The 26,414-nt window shown below is 57.9% G+C and carries 24 protein-coding genes; 17 read left to right on the top strand and 7 right to left on the bottom strand.

The annotated features are described in order from the left end of the window. Positions 1-11 precede the first annotated feature (11 nt). Entirely contained in the window at positions 12-1,082 is a 1,071-nt protein-coding gene (locus BN1117_RS11155; RefSeq protein ID WP_040097400.1) for a permease, read from the bottom strand. Between the two features lie 106 nt (positions 1,083-1,188). Between BN1117_RS11155 and BN1117_RS11160 the strand changes: the two genes are divergently transcribed. The 10 genes from BN1117_RS11160 (at position 1,189) to arsC (ending at position 9,041) form a co-directional block, all read left to right on the top strand. Beyond that, positions 1,189-1,485 carry an ArsR/SmtB family transcription factor gene (locus tag BN1117_RS11160; protein WP_040097402.1) on the top strand — a complete coding sequence of 99 codons (297 nt, stop codon included), beginning with the start codon at positions 1,189-1,191 and terminating at the stop codon, positions 1,483-1,485. Positions 1,486-1,571: 86 nt separating this feature from the next. Beyond that, positions 1,572-1,940 carry an ArsR/SmtB family transcription factor gene (locus BN1117_RS11165; RefSeq protein WP_040097404.1) on the top strand — a complete coding sequence of 123 codons (369 nt, stop codon included), beginning with the start codon at positions 1,572-1,574 and terminating at the stop codon, positions 1,938-1,940. A 3-nt stretch (positions 1,941-1,943) separates the two neighbouring features. Further along, complete coding sequence (arsD, locus tag BN1117_RS11170) at positions 1,944-2,372, top strand: arsenite efflux transporter metallochaperone ArsD (protein WP_040097406.1); 429 nt, start codon at positions 1,944-1,946, stop codon at positions 2,370-2,372. A 68-nt stretch (positions 2,373-2,440) separates the two neighbouring features. After that, positions 2,441-4,228 carry an arsenical pump-driving ATPase gene (gene arsA, locus BN1117_RS11175; RefSeq protein ID WP_040097407.1) on the top strand — a complete coding sequence of 596 codons (1,788 nt, stop codon included), beginning with the start codon at positions 2,441-2,443 and terminating at the stop codon, positions 4,226-4,228. Position 4,229: 1 nt separating this feature from the next. After that, positions 4,230-4,730, top strand: coding sequence for an arsenate reductase ArsC (locus tag BN1117_RS11180; RefSeq protein WP_040097409.1), 501 nt, complete (start codon positions 4,230-4,232; stop codon positions 4,728-4,730). Between the two features lie 33 nt (positions 4,731-4,763). Then, positions 4,764-5,261: a phosphatase domain-containing protein gene (locus BN1117_RS11185; protein WP_244463540.1), complete on the top strand. Its 498-nt coding sequence runs from the start codon at positions 4,764-4,766 to the stop codon at positions 5,259-5,261. A gap of 10 nt (positions 5,262-5,271) precedes the next feature. After that, positions 5,272-6,288: an ArsJ-associated glyceraldehyde-3-phosphate dehydrogenase gene (locus BN1117_RS11190; RefSeq protein ID WP_040097413.1), complete on the top strand. Its 1,017-nt coding sequence runs from the start codon at positions 5,272-5,274 to the stop codon at positions 6,286-6,288. Positions 6,289-6,295: 7 nt separating this feature from the next. Beyond that, positions 6,296-7,537 (top strand): organoarsenical effux MFS transporter ArsJ, encoded by a 1,242-nt coding sequence (gene arsJ / locus BN1117_RS11195; protein WP_040097415.1) that lies wholly within the window; start codon positions 6,296-6,298, stop codon positions 7,535-7,537. Further along, positions 7,537-8,613, top strand: coding sequence for an ACR3 family arsenite efflux transporter (arsB, locus tag BN1117_RS11200; RefSeq protein ID WP_040097417.1), 1,077 nt, complete (start codon positions 7,537-7,539; stop codon positions 8,611-8,613). Before arsJ ends, arsB begins: the two co-directional genes overlap by 1 nt. Next, positions 8,610-9,041, top strand: coding sequence for a glutaredoxin-dependent arsenate reductase (gene arsC / locus BN1117_RS11205; protein WP_040097419.1), 432 nt, complete (start codon positions 8,610-8,612; stop codon positions 9,039-9,041). The genes arsB and arsC overlap by 4 nt, the downstream gene beginning before the upstream one ends. A 110-nt stretch (positions 9,042-9,151) precedes the next feature. On the opposite strand, the gene BN1117_RS11210 is transcribed toward arsC, so the two are convergent. Further along, positions 9,152-10,534, bottom strand: a complete 1,383-nt coding sequence (locus BN1117_RS11210; protein WP_040097421.1) for an amino acid permease — start codon at positions 10,532-10,534, stop codon at positions 9,152-9,154. A gap of 390 nt (positions 10,535-10,924) precedes the next feature. On the opposite strand from BN1117_RS11210, the gene BN1117_RS11215 reads away from it, so the two are divergent. Beyond that, positions 10,925-11,221, top strand: a complete 297-nt coding sequence (locus tag BN1117_RS11215; RefSeq protein WP_244463541.1) for a hypothetical protein — start codon at positions 10,925-10,927, stop codon at positions 11,219-11,221. Between the two features lie 251 nt (positions 11,222-11,472). Here BN1117_RS11215 and ppsR read toward each other — a convergent pair whose 3' ends face one another. Next, a complete protein-coding gene (ppsR, locus tag BN1117_RS11220) occupies positions 11,473-12,285 on the bottom strand; it encodes a posphoenolpyruvate synthetase regulatory kinase/phosphorylase PpsR (protein ID WP_040097423.1) in 813 nt (270 codons plus the stop codon). Positions 12,286-12,632: 347 nt separating this feature from the next. Between ppsR and ppsA the strand changes: the two genes are divergently transcribed. Next, positions 12,633-15,017, top strand: coding sequence for a phosphoenolpyruvate synthase (ppsA, locus tag BN1117_RS11225; protein ID WP_040097424.1), 2,385 nt, complete (start codon positions 12,633-12,635; stop codon positions 15,015-15,017). Between the two features lie 67 nt (positions 15,018-15,084). On the opposite strand, the gene BN1117_RS11230 is transcribed toward ppsA, so the two are convergent. After that, positions 15,085-15,543, bottom strand: coding sequence for a serine protease chaperone (locus BN1117_RS11230; RefSeq protein WP_040097427.1), 459 nt, complete (start codon positions 15,541-15,543; stop codon positions 15,085-15,087). Between the two features lie 18 nt (positions 15,544-15,561). Further along, positions 15,562-17,439 carry a serine protease Asp gene (gene asp / locus BN1117_RS11235; protein WP_040097428.1) on the bottom strand — a complete coding sequence of 626 codons (1,878 nt, stop codon included), beginning with the start codon at positions 17,437-17,439 and terminating at the stop codon, positions 15,562-15,564. Between the two features lie 615 nt (positions 17,440-18,054). Between asp and BN1117_RS11240 the strand changes: the two genes are divergently transcribed. Next, complete coding sequence (locus tag BN1117_RS11240) at positions 18,055-18,840, top strand: MetQ/NlpA family ABC transporter substrate-binding protein (RefSeq protein ID WP_052441505.1); 786 nt, start codon at positions 18,055-18,057, stop codon at positions 18,838-18,840. A 91-nt stretch (positions 18,841-18,931) separates the two neighbouring features. Here the strand turns inward: BN1117_RS11240 and BN1117_RS11245 are convergent, their stop codons facing one another. Together BN1117_RS11245 and BN1117_RS11250 are read right to left on the bottom strand one after the other, a co-directional pair. Beyond that, the gene (locus tag BN1117_RS11245) at positions 18,932-20,782 is read right to left on the bottom strand and encodes a DUF3413 domain-containing protein (protein ID WP_040097429.1); all 1,851 of its coding nucleotides are present in this window, start codon (positions 20,780-20,782) and stop codon (positions 18,932-18,934) included. Positions 20,783-20,829: 47 nt separating this feature from the next. Further along, a complete protein-coding gene (locus tag BN1117_RS11250) occupies positions 20,830-21,057 on the bottom strand; it encodes a YejL family protein (RefSeq protein ID WP_005333874.1) in 228 nt (75 codons plus the stop codon). Between the two features lie 73 nt (positions 21,058-21,130). On the opposite strand from BN1117_RS11250, the gene yejK reads away from it, so the two are divergent. From yejK to malG, 4 genes are all read left to right on the top strand, one after another. Continuing rightward, entirely contained in the window at positions 21,131-22,192 is a 1,062-nt protein-coding gene (yejK, locus tag BN1117_RS11255; protein ID WP_040097430.1) for a nucleoid-associated protein YejK, read from the top strand. A gap of 408 nt (positions 22,193-22,600) precedes the next feature. Next, positions 22,601-23,782 carry a maltose/maltodextrin ABC transporter substrate-binding protein MalE gene (gene malE / locus BN1117_RS11260; RefSeq protein WP_040097431.1) on the top strand — a complete coding sequence of 394 codons (1,182 nt, stop codon included), beginning with the start codon at positions 22,601-22,603 and terminating at the stop codon, positions 23,780-23,782. Between the two features lie 75 nt (positions 23,783-23,857). Continuing rightward, entirely contained in the window at positions 23,858-25,510 is a 1,653-nt protein-coding gene (gene malF / locus BN1117_RS11265; protein ID WP_040097433.1) for a maltose ABC transporter permease MalF, read from the top strand. Between the two features lie 12 nt (positions 25,511-25,522). Then, entirely contained in the window at positions 25,523-26,413 is an 891-nt protein-coding gene (malG, locus tag BN1117_RS11270; protein ID WP_040097437.1) for a maltose ABC transporter permease MalG, read from the top strand. Position 26,414: the final 1 nt, after the last annotated feature.

The following is a 26,414-nucleotide window of genomic DNA, read 5'->3' on the forward strand; positions in this document are numbered from 1 at the left end:
CAAGGCGTGGTTTAGAGCAGCAGTTGCGTCAGGTAGCCCATCAGTATCGCCATGCCGAGGATCACGGTAAGGAAGGCCGCAATCATCGGAGTTCTGAACATCGATTTGAGCAGGATCACCTCGGTCAGACTGGCACCGGCACTGCCGATGATCAGCGCCATGACGGCGCCTATCCCCATCCCTTTGCCCAGCAGTACCGACGCCAGCGGGATCACGGCCTCGGCACGGATGTAGAGCGGGATCCCGACGATGGCGCTGAAGGGAATGGCCAGCGGGTTGTCGGCGCCAGCATGGGCGGCGATCCACTCGGCTGGAATAAAACCGTAAATAAACGAGCCGATAAGCACCCCAAGCAGCAGGAAGGGCAATACCGCTTTGAACTGCTGCCAGGCATCAATGCGAGCTTTGACCCAGGCGGTGGGGAGCTGTGGCGCACGGGTCAGGGCTGCCGTGCCATCGCCGCAGCAGGAGAGGGTTGACTGTTCTGCTATCTCTGGTTGCGGTGTCGGGCAGCACGCCGCTCCGTTGAGGGGGTTGATTGCGTGAATGGCGCCGCGTTGGCTGTCATTGCAATTTGCCTGAGTAGTGGCGTGGGTCGACGGGCCACAGCCGCTGCTGCAAGAGGGGGTGTCCTCTTTGGGGTCGATGACATGGCGCTCGAACCCGAGCCTGTCGAGCAGCATGCTAGCCATGACGGAGACGCTGGCGGCGATCACGGCGTAGAGCAGGGTCATTTTCCAGCCGAAGGTGGCCCACATCAAGCCAACGATGATCGGATTGAGCAGTGGCGAGACAAACAGGAAGGTGAGGGTGGGGCCAAAGCCAGCCTTGGCCGAGAGCAGCCCTCTCAGCATGGGGATGGTGGAGCAACTGCAAAAGGGGGTGACGGCGCCGAGCAGGGCAGAGAGCAGATAGCCTTTGCCATGACGTGCCCCAAGCATGGCCTGGATTTTTGCATCAGGGATCTTCTGGCGGATCAGGCTGACCCCAGCGCTAATGACCAGAAACAGCACCGACAACTCGACAGCCAGAAACAGGAACATCTGCGCTGCATCGGTCAGCATGGTTAACCACTCATTCATTGTCGTATCCTCACTTGGTTTCTATATTTCCAAAATAATCGAAATAAATAGCGGGTCAAGATATTTCTGGTATTATCGAAATATCAAATTCGTGGAGGGAGCAGTGATGCAACTGGAAGAGGTCGCCAAGGCACTGAAAGAGCTGGGTCATCCGACCCGGCTGTTTATCTTCAAGCATCTGGTCAAGGCGGGAGAGCAGGGGGTTCCGGTGGGAGAGTTGCAAAAGCAGTTGGCCATTCCCGGCTCGACCCTGAGCCACCATATTGCGGCGCTGGTCTCGGTTGGCCTGGTCAAGCAGAACCGGGAGAGCCGCACCTTGCTGTGCGTCTCTCAATACGAAGTGCTGGAAGAGATCATTGCGTTTTTCCGTGAAGAGTGCTGTGTAAACAGTCACTGTACCTAAATAAATCAATAGCAAAGTTTGGGTGGGTTGATCATTTCAACTATTCTTGTATAGTCGAATTAATTGGGTGACAGACCGAGGTTTAGATGAACAAAGAGATCGCCACTAAAGTATTCGAGTCCCTCGCATCCGGGATACGTCTCGATGTATGGCGGCTGCTGGTCAAGGCCGGGTTGGAAGGTAAGGTTGCTGGCCAGCTGGCCAGTGAACTGGATATCGCCCCGAACACGCTGTCATTTCATCTGAAAGCCATGCTGCATGCGGACCTGATCTCGGTGGAGCAGGAGGGGCGTTTCTTGCGATATCGCGCCAACATTCCCCTGATGCTGAGTCTTATCGGCTACCTCACCGAGGAGTGCTGTGCCGGTCATCCGGAAGCCTGCGGGGTAATGAGGGCCGAATCCGGCTGCTCGCCCCATCTATTGCCTGCACAGCCATGCTGCAATAAGGAGTAGAGCATGAGAGAGATACAAGTTTTTGACCCGGCCCTGTGCTGCTCCAGCGGTGTATGTGGCGCAGAGGTTGATCAGGCACTGGTCACCTTTGCCGGTGATGCCGAGTGGCTCAAGCAACAGGGCGGCTCGCTATACCGATTCAACCTGGCACAACAGCCCCTGGTCTTCGCCGAAACCCAAGCAGTGGCTTCCTTTCTAGAACTGACTGGGGAAGAAGGATTACCGGTGACGCTGGTTGATGGTCAGGTGGTTCTCACCGGTCGCTATCCCAGCCGTGCTGAACTGATCCGCTATGCAGGGCTGGCGTTGCCAAAAGCACCAGAAAGCGATGGCGCCGACGTTGAACAGCCAGAAGCAGAGTCCAGCAAAGCCGGTGCCATCAAAGGGATCGTCAAGAGTGGATGCTGCTCCGATGACAGTGGTTGCTGCTAAGCGACATCGCCTGGCTGGCAAGATCTCTGTTTGGTCAATGGCCTCGTTCTTCCTGATAGGAGTCTCTCATGTCCCCGTTTCTGAACTACTCGTTTCTCAATGATGCGCCGCCGTTTCTCTTCTTCACCGGCAAGGGCGGGGTGGGTAAAACATCGCTGGCCTGCGCCAGTGCGGTTGCCTTGTGTGACAGTGGCAAACGGGTACTGCTGGTCAGCACGGATCCGGCTTCAAACGTAGGTCAGGTGTTCGACACCCAGATAGGCAACCAGATCACCAAGATCCTGCAAATCGAGGGGTTATCAGCACTGGAGATTGACCCGCAAGCCGCCGCGCAAGCCTATCGCGAACGTATCGTTGGCCCAGTGCGCGGCAAGCTGCCCGAAAGCGTGGTACGCAGCATTGAAGAACAGCTCTCCGGTGCCTGCACCACAGAGATCGCCGCCTTTGACGAGTTCACTGCTCTCTTGACCGACAGCAGCCTGGTGGGGGAATACGACCACATCGTGTTCGATACGGCACCGACCGGCCACACTATCCGTCTATTGCAATTGCCAGGGGCATGGAGCGAGTTTTTGGAGCAGGGCAAAGGCGATGCTTCCTGTCTGGGGCCATTGGCAGGACTGGAAAAGCAGCGCAGCCAATATACTGAGGCCGTTGCAGCACTCTCTGATGCCGGGAAAACACGGCTGATCCTGGTCGCCCGTGCGCAAGCCTCGACCCTGCGGGAAGTGGCACGTACCCATGACGAACTGGCGACCATCGGTCTTGCCAATCAGCAACTGGTTATCAATGGCATCTTCCCGCAAAGCGAGCTGGTTGATGATCCCTTGGCAACAGCCGTATGGCAACGTGAGCAGCAGGCGATGGCTGATATGCCAGCGCTGCTGGCAAGTTTGCCACAAGACAGAGTGCCGCTGTTAGCGACCAATCTGGTTGGGGTGGAGAGCCTGCGCCAGTTACTGGGGGCAGCGCCTGTCACTGGAACTGATGAGGTTGAGAGCGCAACCACTGAACCACACCCCGGATTGCATCAACTGGTCGATGAGCTGGCCCGCGATGGCCACGGGCTCATCATGCTGATGGGCAAGGGCGGTGTGGGTAAAACGACCCTGGCTGCGGCAGTGGCGGTAGAGCTCGCCAGCCGGGGCCTGCCGGTTCACCTGACCACCTCAGATCCCGCAGCCCATCTGGGAGAGACCCTGGCTGGGGCACTGCCCAGCCTGGAGGTCAGTCGCATCGATCCCCACGCCGAGACAGAGCGTTATCGCACTCAGGTGCTGGCCACCAAGGGGGCGAGTCTGGATGCCCAGGGCCGCGCTCTGCTGGAAGAAGATTTGCGTTCCCCCTGTACCGAAGAGATTGCCGTGTTTCAGGCCTTCTCGCGGATCATTCGCGAGGCAGGCAAGCGCTTCGTGGTGATGGATACCGCGCCCACCGGCCACACCCTGCTGCTGCTCGATGCGACTGGTGCCTATCACCGAGAGATCGCCCGTCAGATGGGTGGCAAAGGGATGCACTTCACCACTCCCATGATGCAGTTGCAAGACCCGAAACAGACCAAGGTAATGATCGTCACCCTGCCCGAACCCACACCGGTACAGGAGGCGGCCAACCTGCAAGCCGATCTGCGCCGTGCCGGTATCGAGCCCTGGGCCTGGGTAGTCAATCACATGTTGGCCCCGGCAAGCGTCACCTCGCCACTGCTGGCCCAGCGAGCGTATCGCCAGCAGCCCCATATCGAAGCGGTCAAGCAGGAGCATGCCAAGCGTTATGCCGTGCTGCCCTTGCAAGCTGTCGAGCCGGTGGGCGTGAAAGCGCTGCAAGATTTATGTCACCCCATCGACAAGGAGATGTGAGATGCAACGTCCGTTCAATGTGCTCTTCCTTTGCACCGGCAATTCGGCCCGCAGCATCATGGCTGAGGCGCTACTCAACCGGCTCGGTCAGGGCAACTTCAAGGCGTTTAGTGCTGGCGTCTCCCCGAAAGGGGAGATACACCCGCTGACCCTTGAATTGCTGGCGCAACACAATCTGGACACCAGCACGCTGCGCAGCAAGGGTTGGGAAGAGTTTGCCCACCCAGATGCCCCCAAGATGGATTTTATCCTGACGGTATGTGACCAGGAGGCAGGAGAGCAGTGCCCGGCATGGCCGGGGCAGCCCATCACCGGCCACTGGGGCTTTAGCGACCCGGCTGCCGTGACAGAGAGTGATGCGGCGCAATGGGCGGCGTTCAACAAGGCTTATCACGAAATCGGCAACCGACTGCGGATCTTCCTGAGCCTGCCACTGAACAAACTGGATCGCATCTCGCTGCAACAAGCGATGCGTACCATCAACCTATCTTCACCCACCTAACGTTCTCAATGAGACATGGAGTCGCTGTTTATCATGCACCCGTTTGACATCCTGAACCTGGATAATGGCGCCCGCCTTATCTTCACCCCCTGCCCTGGCACCAAGGAGGCTTCTTTGCAAGCGGCCCTCAAGACCCTGCAAGCCGCAGGGGCAGAGGCGGTGGTCACCATGATGCCCGATGCCGAGCTTAGCGAATTCAAGGCCGATAGCTTGCCCGCAGAGTGCGCCGCGTTAGGGCTGGCCTGGTGCCAGCTGCCGGTAGAGGACGATTGTGCCCCCGAAGCGCCCTTTGCCGCTGCCTTTGCCAACCACAAGGCGGAGCTGCTGGCGCGTCTGGCAGCGGGTCAGACCCTGGCCATTCATTGCCGTGGCGGCTCGGGTCGTACCGGACTGATGGCAGCCATCTTGCTGCTGGAGGCGGGCTACGCCCCCACACAGGTCAAGTCGCTGGTGCAAGGGCTGCGTCCCAAGGCGCTGACCCTGGCGCCCCACGTTCACTACCTCAATACCCACTACGCATTCGCCGGTTAAGGAAAACAGCATGACTATCAAAGTTGGTATCAACGGTTTTGGCCGCATGGGCCGTCTCTCATTTCGCGCCGCCTTCGACTGGGCGGATGTGGAGTTTGTGCGCATCAATGACCCGGCTGGCGATGCCGCCTCGCTGGCACACCTCATCACCTTCGATTCAGTCCATGGCCGCTGGCATCATGAAGCCAGCAGCGATGGGGACGAGATGGTGATCGGTAACCATCGCATCCTCTGCACTCGTAACAAAGAGATCGGTCAGACAGACTGGTCTGGTTGTGATGTGGTGATCGAGGCCTCTGGCAAGATGAAAACCAAGGCCCTGCTCAATGCCTATCTGGCGCAAGGGGTGAAGCGCGTTGTGGTGACCGCTCCGGTCAAGGAAGAAGGTGTCCTGAACGTTGTGATGGGGGTCAACCACCACCTCTACGACAAGGCGCAGCACCCTATCGTGACGGCGGCCTCCTGTACCACCAACTGCCTGGCGCCCGTGGTGAAGGTGATCCACGAGCAGCTCGGCATCAAGCACGGCTCCATGACCACCATTCATGACATCACCAACACCCAGACCATTCTGGATGCCCCCCATGCTGACCTGCGCCGTGCCCGCGCCTGCGGCCTGAGCCTCATCCCCACCACCACGGGGTCTGCCACCGCCATCACCCATATCTTCCCCGAGCTCAAGGGCAAGCTGAACGGTCATGCGGTGCGGGTGCCGCTGGCCAACGCCTCCCTCACCGACTGCGTGTTCGAGGTGTGCCGTCCCACCACCGAAGCCGAGGTCAATGGCTTGCTCAAGGCCGCTGCCATGAGTGAGCTCAAGGGGATCATGGGCTATGAAGAGCGCCCGCTGGTGTCGGTGGATTACAAGACGGATCCGCGCTCCTGCACCATAGATGCACTCTCCACCATGGTGGTCAATGACACCCAGGTGAAGATCTACGCGTGGTATGACAACGAGTGGGGCTATGCCAACCGCACCGCCGAGCTGATGCGCATGGTCGGTCAAATGGACAAGGTGCAAGGATAACCTGACCATGGAACGGACCCGACTCTCCCCCGAGATCCGCCAGTATCTGCTGGTGACCGGCAACTACTGGGCCTTCACCCTCACCGACGGCGCGCTGCGCATGTTGGTGGTGCTCTACTTCCATGGGCTGGGTTACAGCCCGCTGGCCATCGCCTCCCTGTTTCTCTTTTACGAGATCTTCGGGGTGGTGACCAATCTGGTGGGGGGCTGGCTCGGCGCTCGTCTCGGGCTCAACCGCACCATGAACATAGGGCTGGCCCTCCAGGTGCTGGCACTGGGCATGCTACTGGTGCCGCCGCTCTGGCTGACGGTGCCCTGGGTGATGGGGGCGCAGGCGCTTTCGGGGATAGCCAAAGACCTCAACAAGATGAGCGCCAAAAGCGCCATCAAGTTGCTGGTGCCGGGAGAGGCGCAGGGTCAGCTCTACAAGTGGGTGGCACTCCTCACCGGCTCGAAGAATGCCCTGAAAGGGATGGGCTTTTTCCTCGGTGGCGCCCTGCTGACCCTGCTCGGGTTTCAGGGGGCTGTGCTGGTCATGGCACTTGCGTTGGCGCTGGTGTGGTGCGTCAGCGTGCTGACCCTGAAACGGGATCTCGGCAAAGCCAAAAACAAGCCCAAGTTCAGCGAAATCTTCTCCAAGAGCCGCGCCATCAATTATCTGTCGGCGGCCCGCCTCTTCCTGTTCGGTGCCCGCGATGTCTGGTTTGTGGTGGCGTTGCCTGTCTACCTCGCCTCCAGCTTTGGCTGGGAACACTGGTATGTGGGGGGATTCCTGGCGCTCTGGATCATTGCTTATGGCGTGGTTCAGACCCAGGCGCCCCGCTTTACCGGCAAGGGAGAGGGTCGTGTACCCGATGGCAAGGCTGCGATGGGTTGGGCGCTGGTGTTGGCACTGACCCCGGCCCTGATTGCCCTTGCACTCCACTATGAGGTGCATCCGGCCATCAGCCTGGTGGGCGGTCTGATGGTGTTTGGCGCTCTGTTTGCCATCAACTCTTCTCTGCACAGCTACCTCATCGTCAGCTATGCCGGTGCAGATGGGGTATCGCTTGATGTGGGCTTCTATTACATGGCCAATGCCCTGGGGCGCCTGCTCGGCACCCTGCTCTCCGGGCTGGTGTTCCAGCTCTATGGTCTGGAGGCCTGCCTCTGGATCTCCACCCTCTTTATTCTGCTAGCGGCGCTCATCTCCCTCGGTTTGCCGCGCCATCAACCGCCCGTTTCATCCCACTCTCATGGAGTCTCTTGATGAGTAATACAGCCTGCTGCGATCTGCCCGTCAGCAAAAAGATGAGCTTTCTCGACCGCAACCTTACCCTCTGGATCTTTGTCGCCATGGCCATCGGGGTGGGGATTGGTTACCTGTTCCCGCAAGTAGCCCAGTGGAATGAGGCAATGTCGGTCGGCACCACCAATGTGCCGCTCGCCATCGGTCTTATCCTGATGATGTATCCGCCGCTCGCCAAGGTGAACTACGCCACCATGGGGGCGATGACCCGTGACCGGCAGGCCATTACCCTCTCATTGGTAATGAACTGGTTGGTGGGCCCCATATTGATGTTCGTGATTGCCCTGGTGTTTTTGCATGACGAGCCGGGTTACATGGTGGGTCTCATCCTGATCGGCCTGGCGCGCTGCATCGCCATGGTGCTGGTGTGGAACGATCTCGGCGGTGGCAGCAAGGAGTACGGTGCTGGCCTGGTGGCGCTCAACAGCGGTTTTCAGATCCTCACCTACAGCTTCATGGCCTGGTTGTTTATTACCGTACTGCCGCCGCTGTTCGGTTTGCAGGGTTTCGCGGTGGATATCACCATGCTGGATATCGCACAAAGCGTACTGATCTATCTTGGCATTCCCTTCCTGGCAGGTTTTCTGAGCCGTCACTATCTGGTCAAGGCCAAGGGTGAGCAGTGGTATAACGAGCGTTTTATCCCCGCCATTTCGCCCATCACGCTGATCGCCTTGCTGGCCACTATCGTGCTGATGTTCAGCCTCAAGGGCGAGATGATCGTCGAGTTGCCCATGGATGTGCTGCGGGTGGCTGTGCCTCTGGTGGTCTATTTCGTGCTGATGTTCTTCACCAGCTTCCTGGTTGGCAAGAAGCTGGGCATTCCCTATGACAAGAACGCTTCCATCGCCTTTACCGCCACCGGCAACAACTTCGAGCTGGCCATCGCGGTCTCCATTGCCGTGTTTGGTTTGAGCTCGGATCAGGCCTTCGCCGGTGTCATCGGCCCGCTGGTGGAGGTGCCTGTGCTCATCGCCCTGGTCAATGTCGCCCTGCGCATGAAGCGCAACTATGGCAAAGCGGAGGCGCAAGTATGAGTGACACTGTTATCACCATTTACCACAACCCGGCCTGTGGCACCTCCCGTAATACCCTGGCACTTATCCGCAACGCAGGGGTTGAACCGACTGTCATCCACTATCTGGAGAGACCGCCGAGCCGTGAGATCCTGGTCGCGCTTATTGCAGCAATGGGAATACCAGTACGTGACTTGCTGCGCAAAAACGTGCCCCCCTATGAGGTGCTTGGGCTGGCCGAGGAGAGCTTCAGTGACGATGAACTTGTCGATGCCATGCTGGCGCACCCCATTCTGATCAACCGTCCCATCGTGGTGACGTCCCTTGGCACCAAGCTGTGTCGTCCGTCAGAGGTGGTGCTGGATATTTTGCCGAGTCCTCAGCAAGGTGCCTTCAGCAAAGAAGATGGGGAGCTGGTAGTGGATGCACAAGGAAAACGGATCAAGTGATCTGGACTACCGTGTGGTTTATGAGTGATGGCAAGAGCTGCTGAAGTAGCCAGATAAAAAACGCCGATCATCCGATCGGCGTTTTGCATTGTTCGTCTCAGCTGCGGGCATTAACCCAGATTGGCGGCGACCTTGGCTTGGGCTCGTCCTTTGCGCTTGATGACAAAGCCAATGCCCAGTACCACCAGCCAGACGGGGATCAGTTCGACCGAGATCCGGAAGTCCGGGGTCATATACATGATCACCAGAATGCCAGCCATAAAGGCGAGGCAGAGGTAGTTGCCGAAGGGGTACCAGAACGCCTTGAACTTGGGCTGGACACCTTCTGCGACCTTGGCCTTGCGGAACTTGAGGTGCGCGAGGCTGATCATTGCCCAGTTGATCACCAGCGCGGAGACCACCAGCGCCATCAGCAGACCGAAGGCCTGGCCCGGCATCAGGTAGTTGATCAGCACGCAGAGCAGGGTGGCGATGGCCGAGACCGAGAGGGCAACCAGCGGCACGCCGCTCTTGTTGGTCTTGAGCAGGGCTTTCGGACCGTTGCCCTGTTTGGCCAGCCCGAACAGCATCCGGCTGTTGCAGTAGACGCAGCTGTTGTAGACCGACAGTGCCGCCGTCAGCACCACGATGTTGAGTACGGTGGCGACCAGATTGCTGTCCAGAGCGTGGAAGATCATCACGAATGGGCTGCCGCCTTCCACCACTTTACCCCAGGGGTAGAGGGACATCAGGATAGCCAGCGCGCCGATGTAGAAGATGAGGATGCGGTAGATCACCTGGTTGGTGGCCTTGGGAATGCTCTTCTCGGGGTTGTCCGCTTCGGCGGCGGTAATGCCCACCAGCTCCAGACCGCCGAAGGAGAACATGATCACCGCCATCGCCATCACCAGACCAGTGATGCCGTTGGGGAAGAAGCCCCCTTGCGCCCACAGGTTAGTGACGCTCGCCTCGGGACCGCCGGCACCGGAGATGAGCAGATAGCCGCCAAAGCCAATCATACCGATGATGGCGACCACCTTGATGATGGCGAACCAGAACTCCGTCTCGCCAAATGCTTTGACGTTGGAGAGGTTGATGGCGTTGATCAGCACGAAAAAGAAAGCTGCCGACATCCAGGTCGGGATCTCGGGCCACCAGTACTGGACATAGATGCCCACCGCAGTCAGCTCGGCCATGCTCACCAGCACGTAGAGCACCCAGTAGTTCCAGCCGGAGGCAAAACCGGCAAACTCACCCCAGTATTTGTTGGCAAAGTGGCTGAATGAACCGGCTACTGGCTCTTCCACCACCATCTCACCGAGCTGGCGCATGATCAGGAAGGCGATAAAACCGCCGATGGCATACCCCAGCAGCACCGAGGGGCCTGCCATCTTGATGGTTTGGGCAATGCCCAGAAAGAGGCCGGTACCGATGGCACCGCCCAACGCAATCAACTGAATGTGGCGGTTTTTAAGGCCGCGCTTCAGCTCCTCACCGTCTTGTTTCAAATCCATGGATCTGTCCTTTACCTATCTCTGTTGTCTCTGGTCGGTGTTGGGCTCATCCTGAGCAGGCCGCAGTGCGTAGCCAAAACCTGACGAAAGTTGTATTTGTTTCGTTACGCTGTGCCATTTTCAATTTTTAGTGTTGGCTGGCAACCGAAGCAGAATAGTGATAATCCGCCATAAATGCACCTGTTTTCCATCTCTAATGGCTGTACTTTGTACCGGCGGTAGCGTTTTTATGGTCTGCAGAGGCTTTTTGGTAGTTCTTGCTTGATATTTGTGCGGTTGAATTTTGTTTTGTTGACATCTGTTGGTTTTAGTGGGCTTTTTGTTGTGCTGGGCTACAGATGGATGCAGATGATGCCAAGCAAGCGAGCGTGCAGGGAAGAGTACAGGGAGTTGGAGTTCAGAGAGCGCGAAAGCGTGCTGCAACAAGGGGTTGCCCGGGGAGTGCAGGTGACGCTCTGGTTGGGGATTGCCGCCAGTCCGCTGCTGTTGCTGGTGGCCGCCACCCTGCTGCTGGGGTGGCTGTTACTCGGTGATCAGGCGTTGCTGCACTACTGGCAGTCGCTGTTGCTGGTGGGTGGGGTAACGGGGGCGCTCGTTGGCGGCTGGCTGGCGGAGCGGGTTCGCCTGCGCCACGGTTTGCTGGCCTTCTATGCCCGGTTGATGAACAACCCTGAGCTCAATCGTTAGTTAACGCTGGCTGTTTGCCGAGCGCAGCAGAGCGAAATCAAACAGCGGCTAGCTGGCGGCAGGTGACAAGGGCATACGCCAAGGTCATACGCCAAGGTCGACAAGCAGAGGGATAAGCATTTGTGGTGCTTATCCCTTTTTTATCCACGCTTTCCACTGTCATTCATTAAAACGACAGTTCATAGCGCCTGGCTTTTACAACTGATATGTGATTCTTATCTTTTGTCGATGCAAATAGCTGTCAAGCTGGCTTAACAGAGCTGGCGGCGCAGACCGGTCGCCTCGAGGACCTTGGCGCTGATCTCCTCCACCGAGTGGGAGCTGGTATCGAGGAAGCGGATCGCCTCCTGGCGAAACAGCCGCTCCACGCAGGCCAGCTCCTGCTCGCACTGTTCGATGGAGGAGTAGCGGCTGTTGGCACGGCGCTGGTTGCGGATCTCGTGCAGCCGCTGCGGCGCTATGGTGAGGCCAAACAGCTTGTGACGGTTGGCCTTGAGGGGGGCGGGCAGCGCCAGCATCCCCATGTCCTGCTCGATAAAGGGGTAGTTGGCGGCGCGAATGCCGAACTGCAGCGCCAGATAGAGGCTGGTGGGGGTCTTGCCGCAGCGGGAGACCCCGATCAGGATGATGTCCGCCTCATCGTACTCCCTGGTGGTGATGCCATCGTCGTTGGCCAGCGCGAAGTTGACCGCCTCGATGCGATCGTCATAGAGCTTGCGGTTCTCCATACCGTGGGTGCGGTGGAGGCGGGGCTCGGCTTTTACCCCCAGCTCCTGCTCCAGCGGGCTGACGAAGGTATTGAGAAAGTCGTGGCCGCACGCCTCCGATTTCAGTACCTCTTCCCGTACCTGCGGGTCGACGATGGTGTGAAACAGAATGGGGCGTACCCCGGTCTGGCGAAACTGCTCGTCGATGCGCATCCGTACCTGACGGGCTTTCTCCTGTGTCTCCACAAAGGGGATAGTGATCTGCTCGAAGGCCAGCGGAAACTGGCTCAGTACTGCGTGGCCGAACACTTCGGCGGTGATGGCGGTGCCGTCTGAAACATAAAATACGGTGTGCACGTAGGGCTCCTGTGATACCGCGGGTGGGGTCGCATGGGGTAAGGGGTGAGAAGTATCTCCCGAAACCATACCAGTTTTGTCAACCGGTCTGCTGTGCCCAAGTTGTGAAGTGGCTTGCAAACCTGAATCGTTATCTTTTTGTGTCGCCATTGTAGAATGTTCCGGTCATTCGACCATCCCCAACGCTTGCTCGGGGATTTTTTTGAAAACCAGTAGAAAACGTTTTCATGGTCGTTGGCAACAAAAGAAACAGACAATAACGCACCTGACTTACCCATAACCTCATCGATTAAATCGGGCGCACGAGGTGCGATGGCATCGGTGCCCACCAACCTGGAGACATCCAAGTGCAACAGTACGTGCTCTGGTACGAACAACTCGGAATGCAGGACGTAGAACGCGTTGGCGGCAAGAACGCATCCCTTGGCGAGATGATCAGCAACCTCTCTGGCGCCGGCGTATCCGTGCCGGGGGGCTTTGCCACCACCGCCTTTGCGTTTAACGAGTTTCTGGAGTCAAGCGGCCTCAACGGCAAGATCCACCATCTGCTCGACAATCTCGACGTGGACGATATCGCCGCCCTTAACCGGGCCGGTCAGCAGATCCGCGACTGGGTGATCGACGCCCCGTTTCAGCCCGAGCTGGAGCAGGCGATCCGGGTTGCCTATGAAAAGTTGAGTGCCGGTTTGGGTGATGGCATGAGTGCCTCGTTTGCGGTGCGCTCCTCCGCCACCGCCGAGGATATGCCGGACGCCTCCTTTGCCGGCCAGCAGGAGACCTTCCTCAACGTACGTGGCATCGATGCCGTCATGACGGCGGTCAAGCATGTGTTTGCTTCCCTGTTCAACGATCGCGCCATCTCCTATCGGGTGCATCAGGGCTATGACCACAAGGGCGTTGCCCTCTCGGCCGGGGTACAGCGGATGGTGCGTTCCGATCTCGCCGCCTCCGGCGTCATGTTTACCCTGGATACCGAGTCCGGCTTCAACGACGTGGTCTTTATCACCGGCGCCCATGGTCTTGGCGAGATGGTGGTGCAGGGGGCGGTCAACCCGGACGAGTTCTACGTGCACAAGCCGACCCTCAAGGGGGGCCGCCCGGCGGTGGTGCGCAAGACCCTGGGCTCCAAGCTTATCAAGATGACCTACTCGGACGATGCCGGTCACGGCCGTCAGGTGAAGATTGTCGATACCGATGAGGCTGAGCGCAGCCGCTTCTGCATCAGCGATGAGGAGGTGATGGCGCTGGCCAAGCAGGCCCTTATCATCGAGCAGCACTATGGCCGCCCGATGGATATCGAGTGGGCCAAGGATGGTCAGGATGGCCAGCTCTATATCGTGCAGGCACGCCCGGAAACCGTGCGCAGCCGTCAGGAGGCCAACACCCTCGAGCGTTTTGCCCTCAAGCAAGCGGGCAAGGTGCTGATTGAGGGACGAGCCATCGGCCACAAGATTGGTGCGGGCCCGGCGCGAGTTATCTCCTCCATCAGCCAGATGGACGAGGTGCAACCCGGCGACGTGCTGGTCACCGACATGACCGACCCGGACTGGGAGCCCATCATGAAGCGGGCCTCCGCCATCGTCACCAACCGGGGCGGCCGCACCTGTCACGCCGCCATTATCGCTCGCGAGCTGGGCATTCCGGCGGTGGTGGGCTGTGGCAACGCTACGGATCATATTGAGCCGGGTCAGCGGATCACCGTCTCCTGCGCGGAAGGGGATACCGGTTTTATCTATGACGGCGAGCTGGACTTCGACGTGGCGGTGACCGAGGTGGGCAATATGCCGCGCCTGCCCATCAAGATCATGATGAACGTCGGCAACCCGGACCGCGCTTTCGACTTTGCCCAACTGCCCAATGCTGGCGTAGGGCTGGCGCGTCTTGAGTTCATCATCAACCGGATGATCGGGGTGCACCCCAAGGCCTTGCTGGAGTTTGACCAGCAAACGCCAGAGCTGCAGGCCACCATCGGCAAGATGATCGCCGGTTACGACAGCCCGCGGGAGTTCTACGTGGCCAAGCTGACCGAGGGGATCGCCACTCTGGGCGCTGCGTTCTGGCCGGAGCGGGTGATCGTGCGGATGTCGGACTTCAAGTCCAACGAGTACGCCAATCTGGTGGGCGGCCGTGGCTACGAGCCTCATGAAGAGAACCCGATGATCGGTTTTCGTGGCGCATCCCGCTACATCGCCGACAGCTTCCGACCCTGCTTTGCCCTCGAGTGCGAGGCGATCAAGCGGGTGCGCGATGTGATGGGGCTGACCAACGTCGAGGTGATGATCCCCTTCGTGCGCACCGTGGGCGAGGCGGAGCAGGTGATCGACATCCTGGCCGAGAACGGTCTGCGCCGTGGCGAGCGGGGGCTCAAGGTGATCATGATGTGCGAGATCCCGAGCAACGCCCTGTTGGCAGACAAGTTCCTCGAGCACGTGGATGGCTTCTCCATCGGCTCCAACGACATGACCCAGCTCACCCTTGGGCTGGATCGGGATTCCGGGCTCATCGCCCATCTGTTCGACGAGCGCAACGAGGCGGTCAAGGCGTTGCTGGCGATGGCCATTGCCGCTGCGCGCAAGGCGGGCAAGTATGTGGGGATCTGCGGTCAGGGCCCATCCGATCATCCGGACTTCGCCGCCTGGCTGGTGGAGCAGGGGATCGATTCGGTGTCGCTCAATCCCGATACGGTGGTCGATACCTGGCTCTATCTGGCGGAGCAGCATGGTGCCAAGTAAGTCACTATCAAAATGAGCAGCAGAAAGGGGGCCATAATGGCCCCCTTTGTTATTTGTCTGTCGCGGCCTATTTCGGCTGCTGTTCGGCCCCCGACAGCTCGATCTGCACATTCACCCCTTCGCTCTTGAGCTTGGTGGCGATGGCGTTGAGGTCGGTGCCCGGTTTGGCCTCCAACAGGGCGATACCGCCACTGCTCTGTTTGAAAATCAGGCCGTGGCGAGTCGCTAGTGTTCTGGCGCTGGCATCGTCCGCTTCCACCAGCAGGGTGCCGCTTACAGTCAGCTCCGGGCTGGCTGCCCCTTGCATCAACACATCGCCGCGACGCAGAGTCTGCTGTGGCGCCTTGCCGTCAAGAGAGCGGGCGACCCGCTTCTTGCTGCCGTTGTCGGGAATGAGGTAGGTCTGGCCGTTCACCTCTATGGTGCTGTACTGCTTGCCATCCATGGTGACGGACTCCTGGGCGCAGAGCTGTCCCGAGAGGGGGGCCAGCAGGGTTGCCAGAAGCAAGGTAACAGGTTTGTTCATGGTAATACTCCTAGCGTGTTAGCTGCGGGTGGCATCGTGACCCAGGACCCGCAGGGACCATGAGATCAGTTTGCCCGGTTGGCGATTGTTGCGCTCGGTCAGAGTAGTGCGCTCACGGGTTTGGCGATTGAGCAGCGATACCTGGCGGGTATCGTTGGCAACGTCGGTTACCTCCAGTCGCCACTGGCCCTCGGCCGATTCACCGTAGAACTTGTGGGAGAGCATGCGCATGTCGCGCAGCCCCTTGGTACGCACAAAACCCAGTTGCTGCTGGTCGAGGGATTGGCCCACCAGACTGTTCAACGGATTGAGCAGTATGCTGCGGGTACCGCTGGGGGAGACCAGCTCGATCAAGAGGTCGGGCAGGCGCTGATGATCCAGACTCACCATCACCTGAACCGCTTCCACTGTCAGTGGTGTCGCGATGGGGGTTGTCGAGGTGGTCGGGCTGTTGCCGATATCGGCAATGGCGGCAGATGGCTTGTCCACCGGTGTCACCTTCTGCCATGGCAGCTGGACCAGCGGGGGCAGGGGCTGGTGAGTGGCTGCCAGCTCAAGGGCCTTGTTGACGTCGATCAGACCAAAGCCGTAAGTGGGGCTGAACCACATGCCGGCGGCATTACGCTCCCACCCTTCCAGTCCCTTGACGTCACGGAGTCTGCCTGTGCTGCTGGTGTAGCTGACCATGACAGGGGGATGGGCGGCATCGACCCGGGTCGCGCTGCGCGCCAGCAGATCCCGAAAATCGCGTACTGACAGATCCGGGTAGGCGGACATCAGCAGTGCCATGGCGCCGGAGGTGCTTGGGGTGGCGGAAGAGGTGCCGTTCATCACGCCGTTATAATCGCAGCTGGCATCCAGTTGCGGATTGCCGTGCAGCCGGTTGGTGCTGGGATCATCGGTTCGGTTATAACCCATGTCGCAGCCGGGCAGATCCGTGGTCACCATGGCGGGGGAGTTAGTTCCGTACTCGCCGCCGGTGGCGCTCAGGAAGACGTTGCTGCCGACGCTGGAATAGGAGGATCTGACCCCGTCGGCGTTGAGGGCACTCACCACCAGGTTCCAGAAGTTGCTGTTGGAAGGATCGAGGTTGCTGTTTTCAAATGGCAATTTGGGGCCGTTACCGCTGCGGCTCAGCACATAGCGACCTGCCGCAATTCTGTTGAAGCCGTTGCCGGCTGCCTTGATATAGGCCGCCCCTTGCGCTTTGAGGGTTTGCTGCTCAAAGAGGCGATCGAGCTGCACCTGATCGAGATCGTTAGCTGGACGGGGATTGACCAGGCTCATGCCATAGCTCTGGTTGAACACCCTGTTATCGCGGCTGGCGGTGCTGTCTCCAAGAGCGTAGAGCCAATCCTTTTGTAACTGCTCACTCTCGTTATCCAGCAGGTTGAATCCCTGCAACCGGGCCCGCGGGGCGATCCCCTTGGTGCCGATGGCATTGTCCACGGCGGCTATGATACCGGCGACCGAGGTGCCATGGGCCGCATCCGGATCAGTCGGGGTCGGATCATCGCTGCCGGTCACCACGTTTTTCGAACCCGGACGCACATTGTCTGCCAGATCCGGATGGGCAATGGCCAGCCCATCATCCACCACGGCGACATTGATATCCTGACCCAACACGCCGGTGCGATGAGCCCACCAGAGGTTGAGATCATTACCTGCTACCCCTGGCTTGGCACTGAAACCATCCTGGCCGCTGTTGAGCAGATACCACTGCTGATCCTGCAGGGGATTGGTGCCGGGCAGGCAGCGCTCGGTGCTGCTGCGGCCGATATCAACGCCGCTCTCCTTGCCGGTGAGCGGCGCACAACCTTCATTTGCCTGAACCAGCGCACTGGGCAGGGTCGACAGCAGTGCTGTGATCGCCAGTGCTAACGATGTTTGCTTCATTATTTTTAAACTCCATCTTATAAGGCACCTTCCTGGGTGCGATGGAAATCTATACACGGGTGGTAGGGGTTCAAAAAGAGCCATTTTCAAAAAGCACGACCAGCTTCAAAGAAATTTGATCCGGTTTGTGGTAGGTATTCCAATGACGCTGGTTATGTGCTCTATTGAGAATTGCTCTCATTTTTTGTTACTGATCTTTTTATCTGTAATTCGCTCTCTCGTGACTCTCCTTCGCAGCAACCATCCCGATTCGGGGCCATCCCGAGGGGAGGGCGTGCGCTCTTGAACCTGAACGACATGTGGCTGTGTGCCAACCTGAGTGTAGGTATGTGTGGGGGTATGACAGCAAGGGTGATGAAGTGGTGGTGGGCCAGCGGTTTATTGCTTGGCGGCGGTGGATGGCTCTGTTATGGTAACCAAAATAGCCGTTTGGATGGCTAGATTGCTGCGATTTGAGGGACCTAATCTCTGAGAGCCATCCCGCCGCAGTCCCATAGCTTGATGCGTACCTGACAGGGAGTCCCTATGCCGTTTCGTTCCTTCTTATCTTTCTTATCTTTTCCTTTTACTGCTTCCTTGCGCGCCACTGCTGGCGCCAGCACCTTTATTGCCGCGATGGCGGTCGGGAGCCTCTCTTTTTCCGTGGTTGCCGCCGATGTGCCCTTGCCGACCAAACAGGAGATTGTGATTGGTACTACGGTGGGGGATTTTGCCGACATGGTGACCGACTCCATCAAGCCGCAGCTGGAGGCCAAGGGGTACAAGGTCAAGCTGGTGGAGTTCACCGACTATGTGACCCCCAATATTGCGCTGGCTGACGGATCACTGGATGTGAACTGCTTCCAGCACAAACCTTATCTGGAGAGTTTTGCCAAAGATCGCGGCTTGTCGCTGGCGCCCATTACTCAGGTGCCAACCGGTCCGATGGGGCTCTATTCCGGCAAGCTGGCGGCACTCGACAAGGTGAAAGAGGGAAGCACAGTTGCTATCCCTAACGACCCCACCAATCAGGCGCGGGCGCTGTTGATGCTGCAGGATCTCGGTTGGCTCACGCTTAAGGAGGGGATAAACCCGCTCAAGGCGAGCGAATTTGATGTGGTGAACAATCCGCGTAATCTCAAACTGGTGCAGCTGGAGGCGGCGCAACTGCCCCGCTCGCGAGAGGATGTGGACTTCTCGGTGATCAACGGTAATTTTGCTGCCTCCAGCGGTATCCCGTTCAGTGAAGGACTGTTTCTGGAGCGCAGCTACGACTTCATCAACTGGGTGGTGGTGAAAAGTGCAGATGCGGAGCAGCCGTTTGCCAAAGATGTGGCGGCAGCCTACAACTCGGCGGCTTTCAAAGCCTATGCAGCCAAGCGTTTCGTCGGCTACAAGTACCCGCAAGGGTGGCAGGGCTAACGCTCCGTCAGGGTGGAACTATTCGGTAGTTGCATAAAAAAACGCCCCGAATTCGGGGCGTTTTTATGGTATCAAGCCATCAGGGCGGGCTTCACTGGTTGCGATAGAAGCGATTCAGCTCGTTCATCACCTGGATCATGGCGCCCATATCAGGGGTACCGTGCTTGATCGGGCGATAGCTGTTGCGCTCCAGTAGTTCGAAGTCACCCTGCTTGTTGAAGTGGGTGATGGTATCACCCTCATAGATGGCGAAGTCGTTCTGATCCCCGGCCAGCAGCCAGTTGCGCGGGCTGGTATCAAACAGTGAGCGACCAATGCTGTAATCCCGCGCCGGATTGCGCACCCCCAGCATCCCCTGCATCAGGGTCGGTGCCAGATCGAAATGACTGCTCGGTTGTTCCCGAACGTTACTGCTGCGCCCCGGCCAGGCCAGTACCAGCGGTACCTGCACCTGATAGGGGGAGTAGTTGCTGCCTGCGCCCCAGCTGTTGCCACGGGTATCGTTGAACTCCTGACCGTGGTTGGCGGTGATCACCACAATGGTGTTGCTATCCATCCCTTGCGCCTGCAATTTGGTCAGCATCTGCTCGAGTAACTGGTCGGTATAGAAGACCGCGTTCTTGTAGCGATTCTCCAGCTTTTGCAGGTTCTCCGGCCGATAGGCGGTCGCCGGATTGAAGTTGGCAAGCTCCGGCTGGAACGGCCCCTTCATGGTGGCGGGCAACTGGTAGTCCCCTGGACCTGAAAGATAGACCAGCGAGAACCAGGGACGCTCGGGGGGGCGCGTCTCCAGCCACTGCTGCCAGTCCGTCAGCAGTTTGCCATCGTCACTCTGTTCGGAGACAAACACCTGTTTGCGCAGACCTGCGAGGATGCTCTGGCGATACTGCTGGGCATCTTTCATCGCGCCAAACAGCCCGAACTGGTAATCCTGACGCAGCATTTCGTCGAACAGCACCGGCGGACGTTTGTCGCTGCTGATCTCTTTGTAGTAGTGGCCGGGCAGCCCGTAGAAGAGGCTGAACATCCCCATCAGATCGTCGTTACCGCCACTCAGGTGATTGCGGAACGTCAGATGCTGATCCGCATAGCGCTGCAGATTGGGCATGTTGATGTTATTGAGCATGTCAAAACGCAGGGAGTCGACCACCACAATCAGCAGATTGTTGTGGGTCAGGGGCGCGTTGACGTTGAGCGGGCGTAGCGGATAGTGCATCCGGCTGTCGCTGTTATCACCCTGGGAGGCTGCCTGCTTCTCGTACTGTTCCAGATCCAGCCAGCCATGTTTGGCCAGGAAGGAGCGGGCCGTCATGGGGTAGGAGAGGGGGAAGTTGGCGCGCTGCATGGTGATGGGCTGATAGAGGGTCGCGTCCGCCCAGCTGTTGACCACATGGGTCAGAATAAAGCAGATCAGCAGGGCCAGCCCGACCTGATTGCCGTACTGGCGGCGTTTGCGCTTGTTGATCTTGCGCCATACATAGGCCGACAGCAGCAGTTGCAGCAGGAAGATGGTGGGCACCGCCACGAAGATGATGCTCCAGATTGAGCCCTCTTCGGTTTGTGCCTGATCAAGCAGCAACTGCCAGACCTGACTGTTGAGGTGGAACTTGAACAGCCGGAATACCTGGGTGTCGATCAGCAGCACCACCAGCGCCAGAGTAGCGATGATGGCCGCGATAAACCGCAACGACTTCTCCCTGGGTAGCACGAAGCTGAGCGGGAAGATGGTCAACAGGTAGGTGACAAAACTCAGAAACGAGAAGTGGCCAATCCAGCTTACAACGAGATAGATCACGCCAAGCGTGGTCGATGGCCAGCTGATGGCACCCAGATAACGGGTGGCAATCAGCATGGCCAGAATAATGTTGAAGAAGGAGAACCAATGCCCCCAGGTGATCAGGCGAGAGACATTATCACGATAGGGGTTACCGGTTTCGACCATAGTGATCCATCTGCGTTGAGAAACGTCAAATCAACAGAGTCCGCGACTCAGTGTGCGTCGTGGCGATTATCGACCGATGCGGTCAGGGCCTGGACAAACTTTTCAGTGATGGCCTGGCGCTGGGCCGGTGCCATACCGTTGATGATATTGGTGGTCAGATTGCCAAGCACCATAAGGCTGAGATCCACCGGCGCCTTATGCTTTTCCAGCGCGGTGATCAGGTCGTTCATCAGAGCGTCAAATTGCTCGTTATTGTACTTTGATACGATAGGCATAATCTTCAGTTCATCTCGGTTCAAAGCGCCTTATAATACTTCACCCTTTCGGCTAACACTATGGCTTTGTGACATGAGTCTCGATATCGACAAGATCATTCTTCACTCCTTGCGCCAGGGCGGCGATGGTCAACCCCACGCCGATACCCGCAGCCAGATCCTGCCCCCTGATGAGGCGGTACAAGGGCTGATGGCGGAACTGCATCGGATCTATAACGGCAAGGGCGGCAAGGGCTTTGGCTTCTTTGCCGACCCCGAGGCCGCCGTCGCTGAGCTGGCCGACGGTGAAGAGGCTCCCAAGCAGCCTTCACCCGCATTTCGTATCGCCCTCGAACAGCTGCTCGACGAGCAGACCGAATTCGTTCCCTTCTCGGTCACCGTGACCCAGATGCTGGTCAAGCAGCTGGTGGAGCACGCCCTCGATGAACAAGGGGTGCTGCTGTTTGCCAAATATAACTACGTCGGGGTCGATTATCTGCTGATCGCCCTGCTGGAGGGCAAGGAGAGCGTCACTGTCAGCGAAGCGCTGGAATTGCGCCATATCCAGTATCTGGATATCGGCAAACTCAATCTGGTGGCCCGCATTGATTTGACCGAATGGAAAACGCAGGCCGATTCGCGCCGCTATATCACCTTCAGCAAGGGGCGCATTGGTCGCAAACTGGGCGACTTCTTTATGGATCTGCTGGGTGCCCGTGAGGGCATGGATGCCAAGGTACAAAATAAAGGCTTGCTGCAGGCAGTCGAAGATTATTGCGACAGTCGTCAGCTCGAACCGACCGAGCGCAATGACTATAAAAAGCAGGTCTTCAAATATTGCACCGAACAGGCCAGTGCCGGTGAAGAGATCGAAATTAAAGAGCTGTCTGCTGAGCTCTCTTCAAAAGAAGCAGGCGAAGGCGATCTCGATTTTTACAGCTTTATCGGTCAGGAGTATGAGCTGGAAGATCGCTTCCCGGCGGATCGCTCTACCCTGCGCGGGTTGACCAAGTTTGTCGGCTCAGGCGGCGGCTTGACTCTGAGCTTTGAGCAGAAGCTGCTCAACAGCCGGATTTTCTACGATCCCCAGACCGACACCCTGACCATCAAGGGGGTGCCGCCTAATCTCAAGGATCAGCTGCTGCGCCAGTCGTAGTCATGCTCCCGAGTGTGATCAAGTCGTCATTTCTGGCAAAAAGAGACTCCGCCCCGGCGGGGTCTCTTTTTTTATCGCGCCAGGGCAGACCTCGAAACTGGCGCGGTACTTTGTTAACAAATCAAACAAAATAAACCACCTGAAAGGGTTTTCATTGGGGTGAAAACCCTTTCATTTGTGAAATTTTATTTCATTTCAGTAATTATTATTCTGTGGTTGTCTGGAATTAAGCCGATAAATGGCCGTAATTCCCTGAAATAAGAAAATGTTTTCAAAACTTTCTGGAAGGAAATACGTAATTGCATTTCAAAAATGCGAGTTGCGTCATGTGAGCCGTTTGCCGCTTGGGATAATATTCATCTCGCACACAATGCTCTTACAGCGCGGAACTAATACAAGGAAAGGCTCATGAAAAAGAAATTGCTGTCATCCCTGATCGGTCTGGCCACTCTTGGCGTCGCTTGCTCTGCTACTGCTGCCATCGATGAAGGCCAGCTGACCATCTGGATCAACGGTGACAAGGGATACAACGGTCTGGCTGAAGTGGGTAAGAAGTTTGAAGCAGAAACCGGCATCAAGGTTACTGTGGCTCACCCGGATCAGGTTGAAGTGAAATTCCAGCAAGCCGCCGCCACTGGCAACGGCCCGGACATCTTCTTCTGGGCTCACGACCGTTACGGTGAGTGGGTCAAAGCCGGTTTGCTGGTTCCGGTCACGCCGAACGCTGCCACCAAAGGCAAATTTGAACAGCTGGCATGGGATGCCATGACTGTTGATGGCAAAACCTATGGCTACCCGGTTGCCATGGAAGCGGTCAGCCTGATCTATAACAAAGACCTGCTGCCCGAGCCGCCGAAAACTTTCGAAGAGATCGCCAAGATTGACGAGACGCTGAAGAAAAATGGCAAGCGCGCCATCATGTGGGCTTATGACACCCCCTACTTCAGCTATCCGTTGGTGGCTGCCAACGGTGGTTACGCCTTCAAGAAAACCGCTACCGGTTATGACGTCAAAGATACCGGCGTGAACAACGCAGGTGCCAAGATGGGCGTGGGCTACATCTCCGAGATGATCAAGTCCGGTCACCTGGAAAAAGGCATCGACTACGGTGTGATGGACGCCAAGTTCAACAAGGGCGAAGTGGCCATGATGATCAACGGTCCCTGGGCCTGGAGCAACCTGGACAAGAGCGGCATCAAGTATGGCGTAGCGCCGCTGCCGACCCTCAATGGTCAACCGGCCAAGGCTTTCGTTGGCGTACTGGGTGCCACCATCAACGCCGCCAGCCCGAACAAGGATCTGGCCATCGAGTTCCTGGAAAACTACCTGTTGACCGATGCCGGTCTGGCGCCGGTTAACGCCGACAAGCCGCTGGGTGCCGTTGCGCTGAAATCCTTCCAGAAGACCCTGGAGTCCGATGCGAACATCAAGGCCACCATGCAAAATGCCCAGGCTGGCGAGCCGATGCCATCCGTGCCCGAGATGAGCCGTTTCTGGTCCTCCTTTGAAACTGCACTCAAAAACGTGACCTCCGGTCGTCAAAGTGTTGACGAAGCGCTGGATACCGCTGCCAAGCGTATCGTTCAGTAAGCTCGCATCACCCGGGAGGCTGTCACGGCCTCCCGCTCTCTCAAATCTCTCTTGGCGTTATAAAGGTTAATTGGCATGGAAGTAGTACCTTCTATTGAATCCTATGCCGGTCCGAAGGATAAGCACACCTGGCTTAAGTGGACCATCGCAGCTCTGGTTGCCATCCTCAACGGTTATGCAGCCGTGATGATGTATGCCAGCGGCGAGTGGGTATTCGCTCTGCTGGACCTGGTGGTGGTCTCCGTCGGTCTGTATGTCTTCATGAACAAGAAGACCTATGCCCACCGCTATATCTTCCCCGGTGTGGCTGGCATGGTTGTTTTTATCATCTTCCCTCTTGCCTACACGATCGGCATCGCCTTCACCAACTACTCGGGGTCCAACTTGCTCTCTGTGGAGCAGGCGCGGGACTATCATCTGAAGAAAACCTACAAGGTAGCGGGCGGTGAATTCGACTTTACTCTGCTGGGTGGCGACAACGGTCAGTTCCAGCTGCTGCTGACACAGGATGATCAATCCTTTATCAGCCAACCGCTTTCTCTGTTAAACAACAAGGCCCGTGCTCGGGCGATCCGTGAAGGTCGCTCATCTGAGTCTGTGCAAGTCGTTGAGTTGCAACCCATTACTGGTGAGGTTGCGCTAGAAGCGGCGCCTATCCGTGCCATCGTTGAGCATCGTACTCACCTGAGTGAGCTTGATCTGGTATTGCCGGATGGCGGCACCCACCTCACCCTGAGCAGCCTGCGCAAGTTTGCCGCCCAGAAGCAGCACTACACTCGCCTGATGGATGGTGCCGTGCTCAAGTCAGGGGTGGTGATCAAAGACAGCAACCTGCTGCGTGATACCCAGAATGGCGAGCTGATGCTGCCCAACGGCGAGACCGGCTTCTATCAGTATATCGACCAGCAGGGTCAGTTTGTCGGCAAGGGCATTGCCCCGGGCTTCGTGGTGAGCGTGGGTTGGAAGAACTTCGCACGCATCGTCACCGATCCGGGCATCCAGTCGCCCTTCCTGCAGATCTTTGTCTGGACCGTGATCTTCTCTACCTGTTCAGTCGCCTTCACCCTGGCCATTGGCATGGTGCTGGCCTCACTGGTGCAGTGGGAAGAGCTCAAGGGGCGCGGTTTCTATCGGGTCATGCTGATCCTGCCCTATGCGATCCCGGCGTTTATCTCCATCCTGGTGTTCAAGGGGTTGTTCAACCAGAACTTCGGTGAGATCAACATGTTCCTGGAAGCGGCCTTTGGTATCAAACCGGACTGGTACACCAACCCCTTCCTGGCCAAGGTGATGATCCTGATCGTCAACACCTGGCTCGGCTACCCCTACATGATGATCCTCTGCATGGGCCTGCTCAAAGCCATTCCGGAAGATCTCTATGAAGCGTCCGCCATGGACGGTGCCGGCCCGGTACAGAACTTCTTCAAGATCACCGTGCCGCTGCTGATGAAGCCGCTGACACCCCTGTTGATTGCCTCGTTTGCCTTCAACTTCAACAACTTCGTGCTTATCCAGTTGTTGACCAACGGTGCGCCCGACATCATCGGCGCCAGCACCCCGGCCGGTACCACCGACTTGCTGGTGAGTTATACCTACCGGATTGCATTCCAGGGATCGGGTGGTCAGGACTACGGTCTGGCCAGTGCCATCGCTACCGCCATCTTCCTCATCGTGGGTGCGCTGGCGCTGCTCAACCTGAAATTGTCCAAAGCCGACAAGCAGCTGTAAGGAGGCTTCAACATGGCAATCGTACAACCCAAATCAGTCAAATACCGGGTGTGGGCAACCCACCTGGTCATGTGGGGCTTCCTGGCGCTGATCATCTTCCCGTTGATCATGGTTATCGCCATCTCGTTCCGTAGCGGTAACTTTGCGGTAGGGGAGATCATCCCCTCCAATCCGACCCTGGATCACTGGAGGCTGGCGCTGGGCATGACAGTGACCAACGCCGATGGCAGCATCACGCCACCGCCGTTCCCGGTACTGACCTGGCTCTGGAACTCCATCAAGATCGCCGGCATCACCGCCCTGATGATCGTGGTGCTCTCCACTACCTGTGCCTACGCCTTTGCCCGTCTGCGGTTTCGTGGCAAGTCCACCATCCTGCAGGGCATGCTGATTTTCCAGATGTTTCCGGCAGTGTTGGCGCTGGTGGCCATTTATGCGCTCTTTAACAAGATTGGTGACTACATCCCCTGGTTGGGTCTCAACACCCACGGTGGCCTGATCCTCGCCTACATGGGGGGGATTGCCCTGCACGTCTGGACCATCAAGGGCTACTTCGAGACCATCGACTCCTCCCTGGAGGAGGCGGCGGCCATCGACGGAGCGACCCCGTGGCAGGCATTTCGCCTGATCCTGTTGCCCCTGTCGGTGCCCATCCTGGCGGTAGTGTTTATTCTGGCCTTTATCGGTTCCATTACCGAGGTGCCCATGGCCTCTATCCTGCTGCAGGATGTGAACAATCTGACCCTGGCGGTCGGGGCCCAGCAGTACCTCTATCCGCAGAACTATCTGTGGGGTGATTTCGCGGCGGCCGCAGTGCTCTCCGGTTTCCCCATCACTGTGGTCTTCCTGTTGGCACAGCGCTGGTTGGTGGGCGGTCTGACTGCTGGTGGTGTGAAAGGTTAAG

Origin of the sequence: Aeromonas australiensis, from assembly GCF_000819725.1 — a bacterium.
Classification (GTDB): domain Bacteria; phylum Pseudomonadota; class Gammaproteobacteria; order Enterobacterales; family Aeromonadaceae; genus Aeromonas; species Aeromonas australiensis.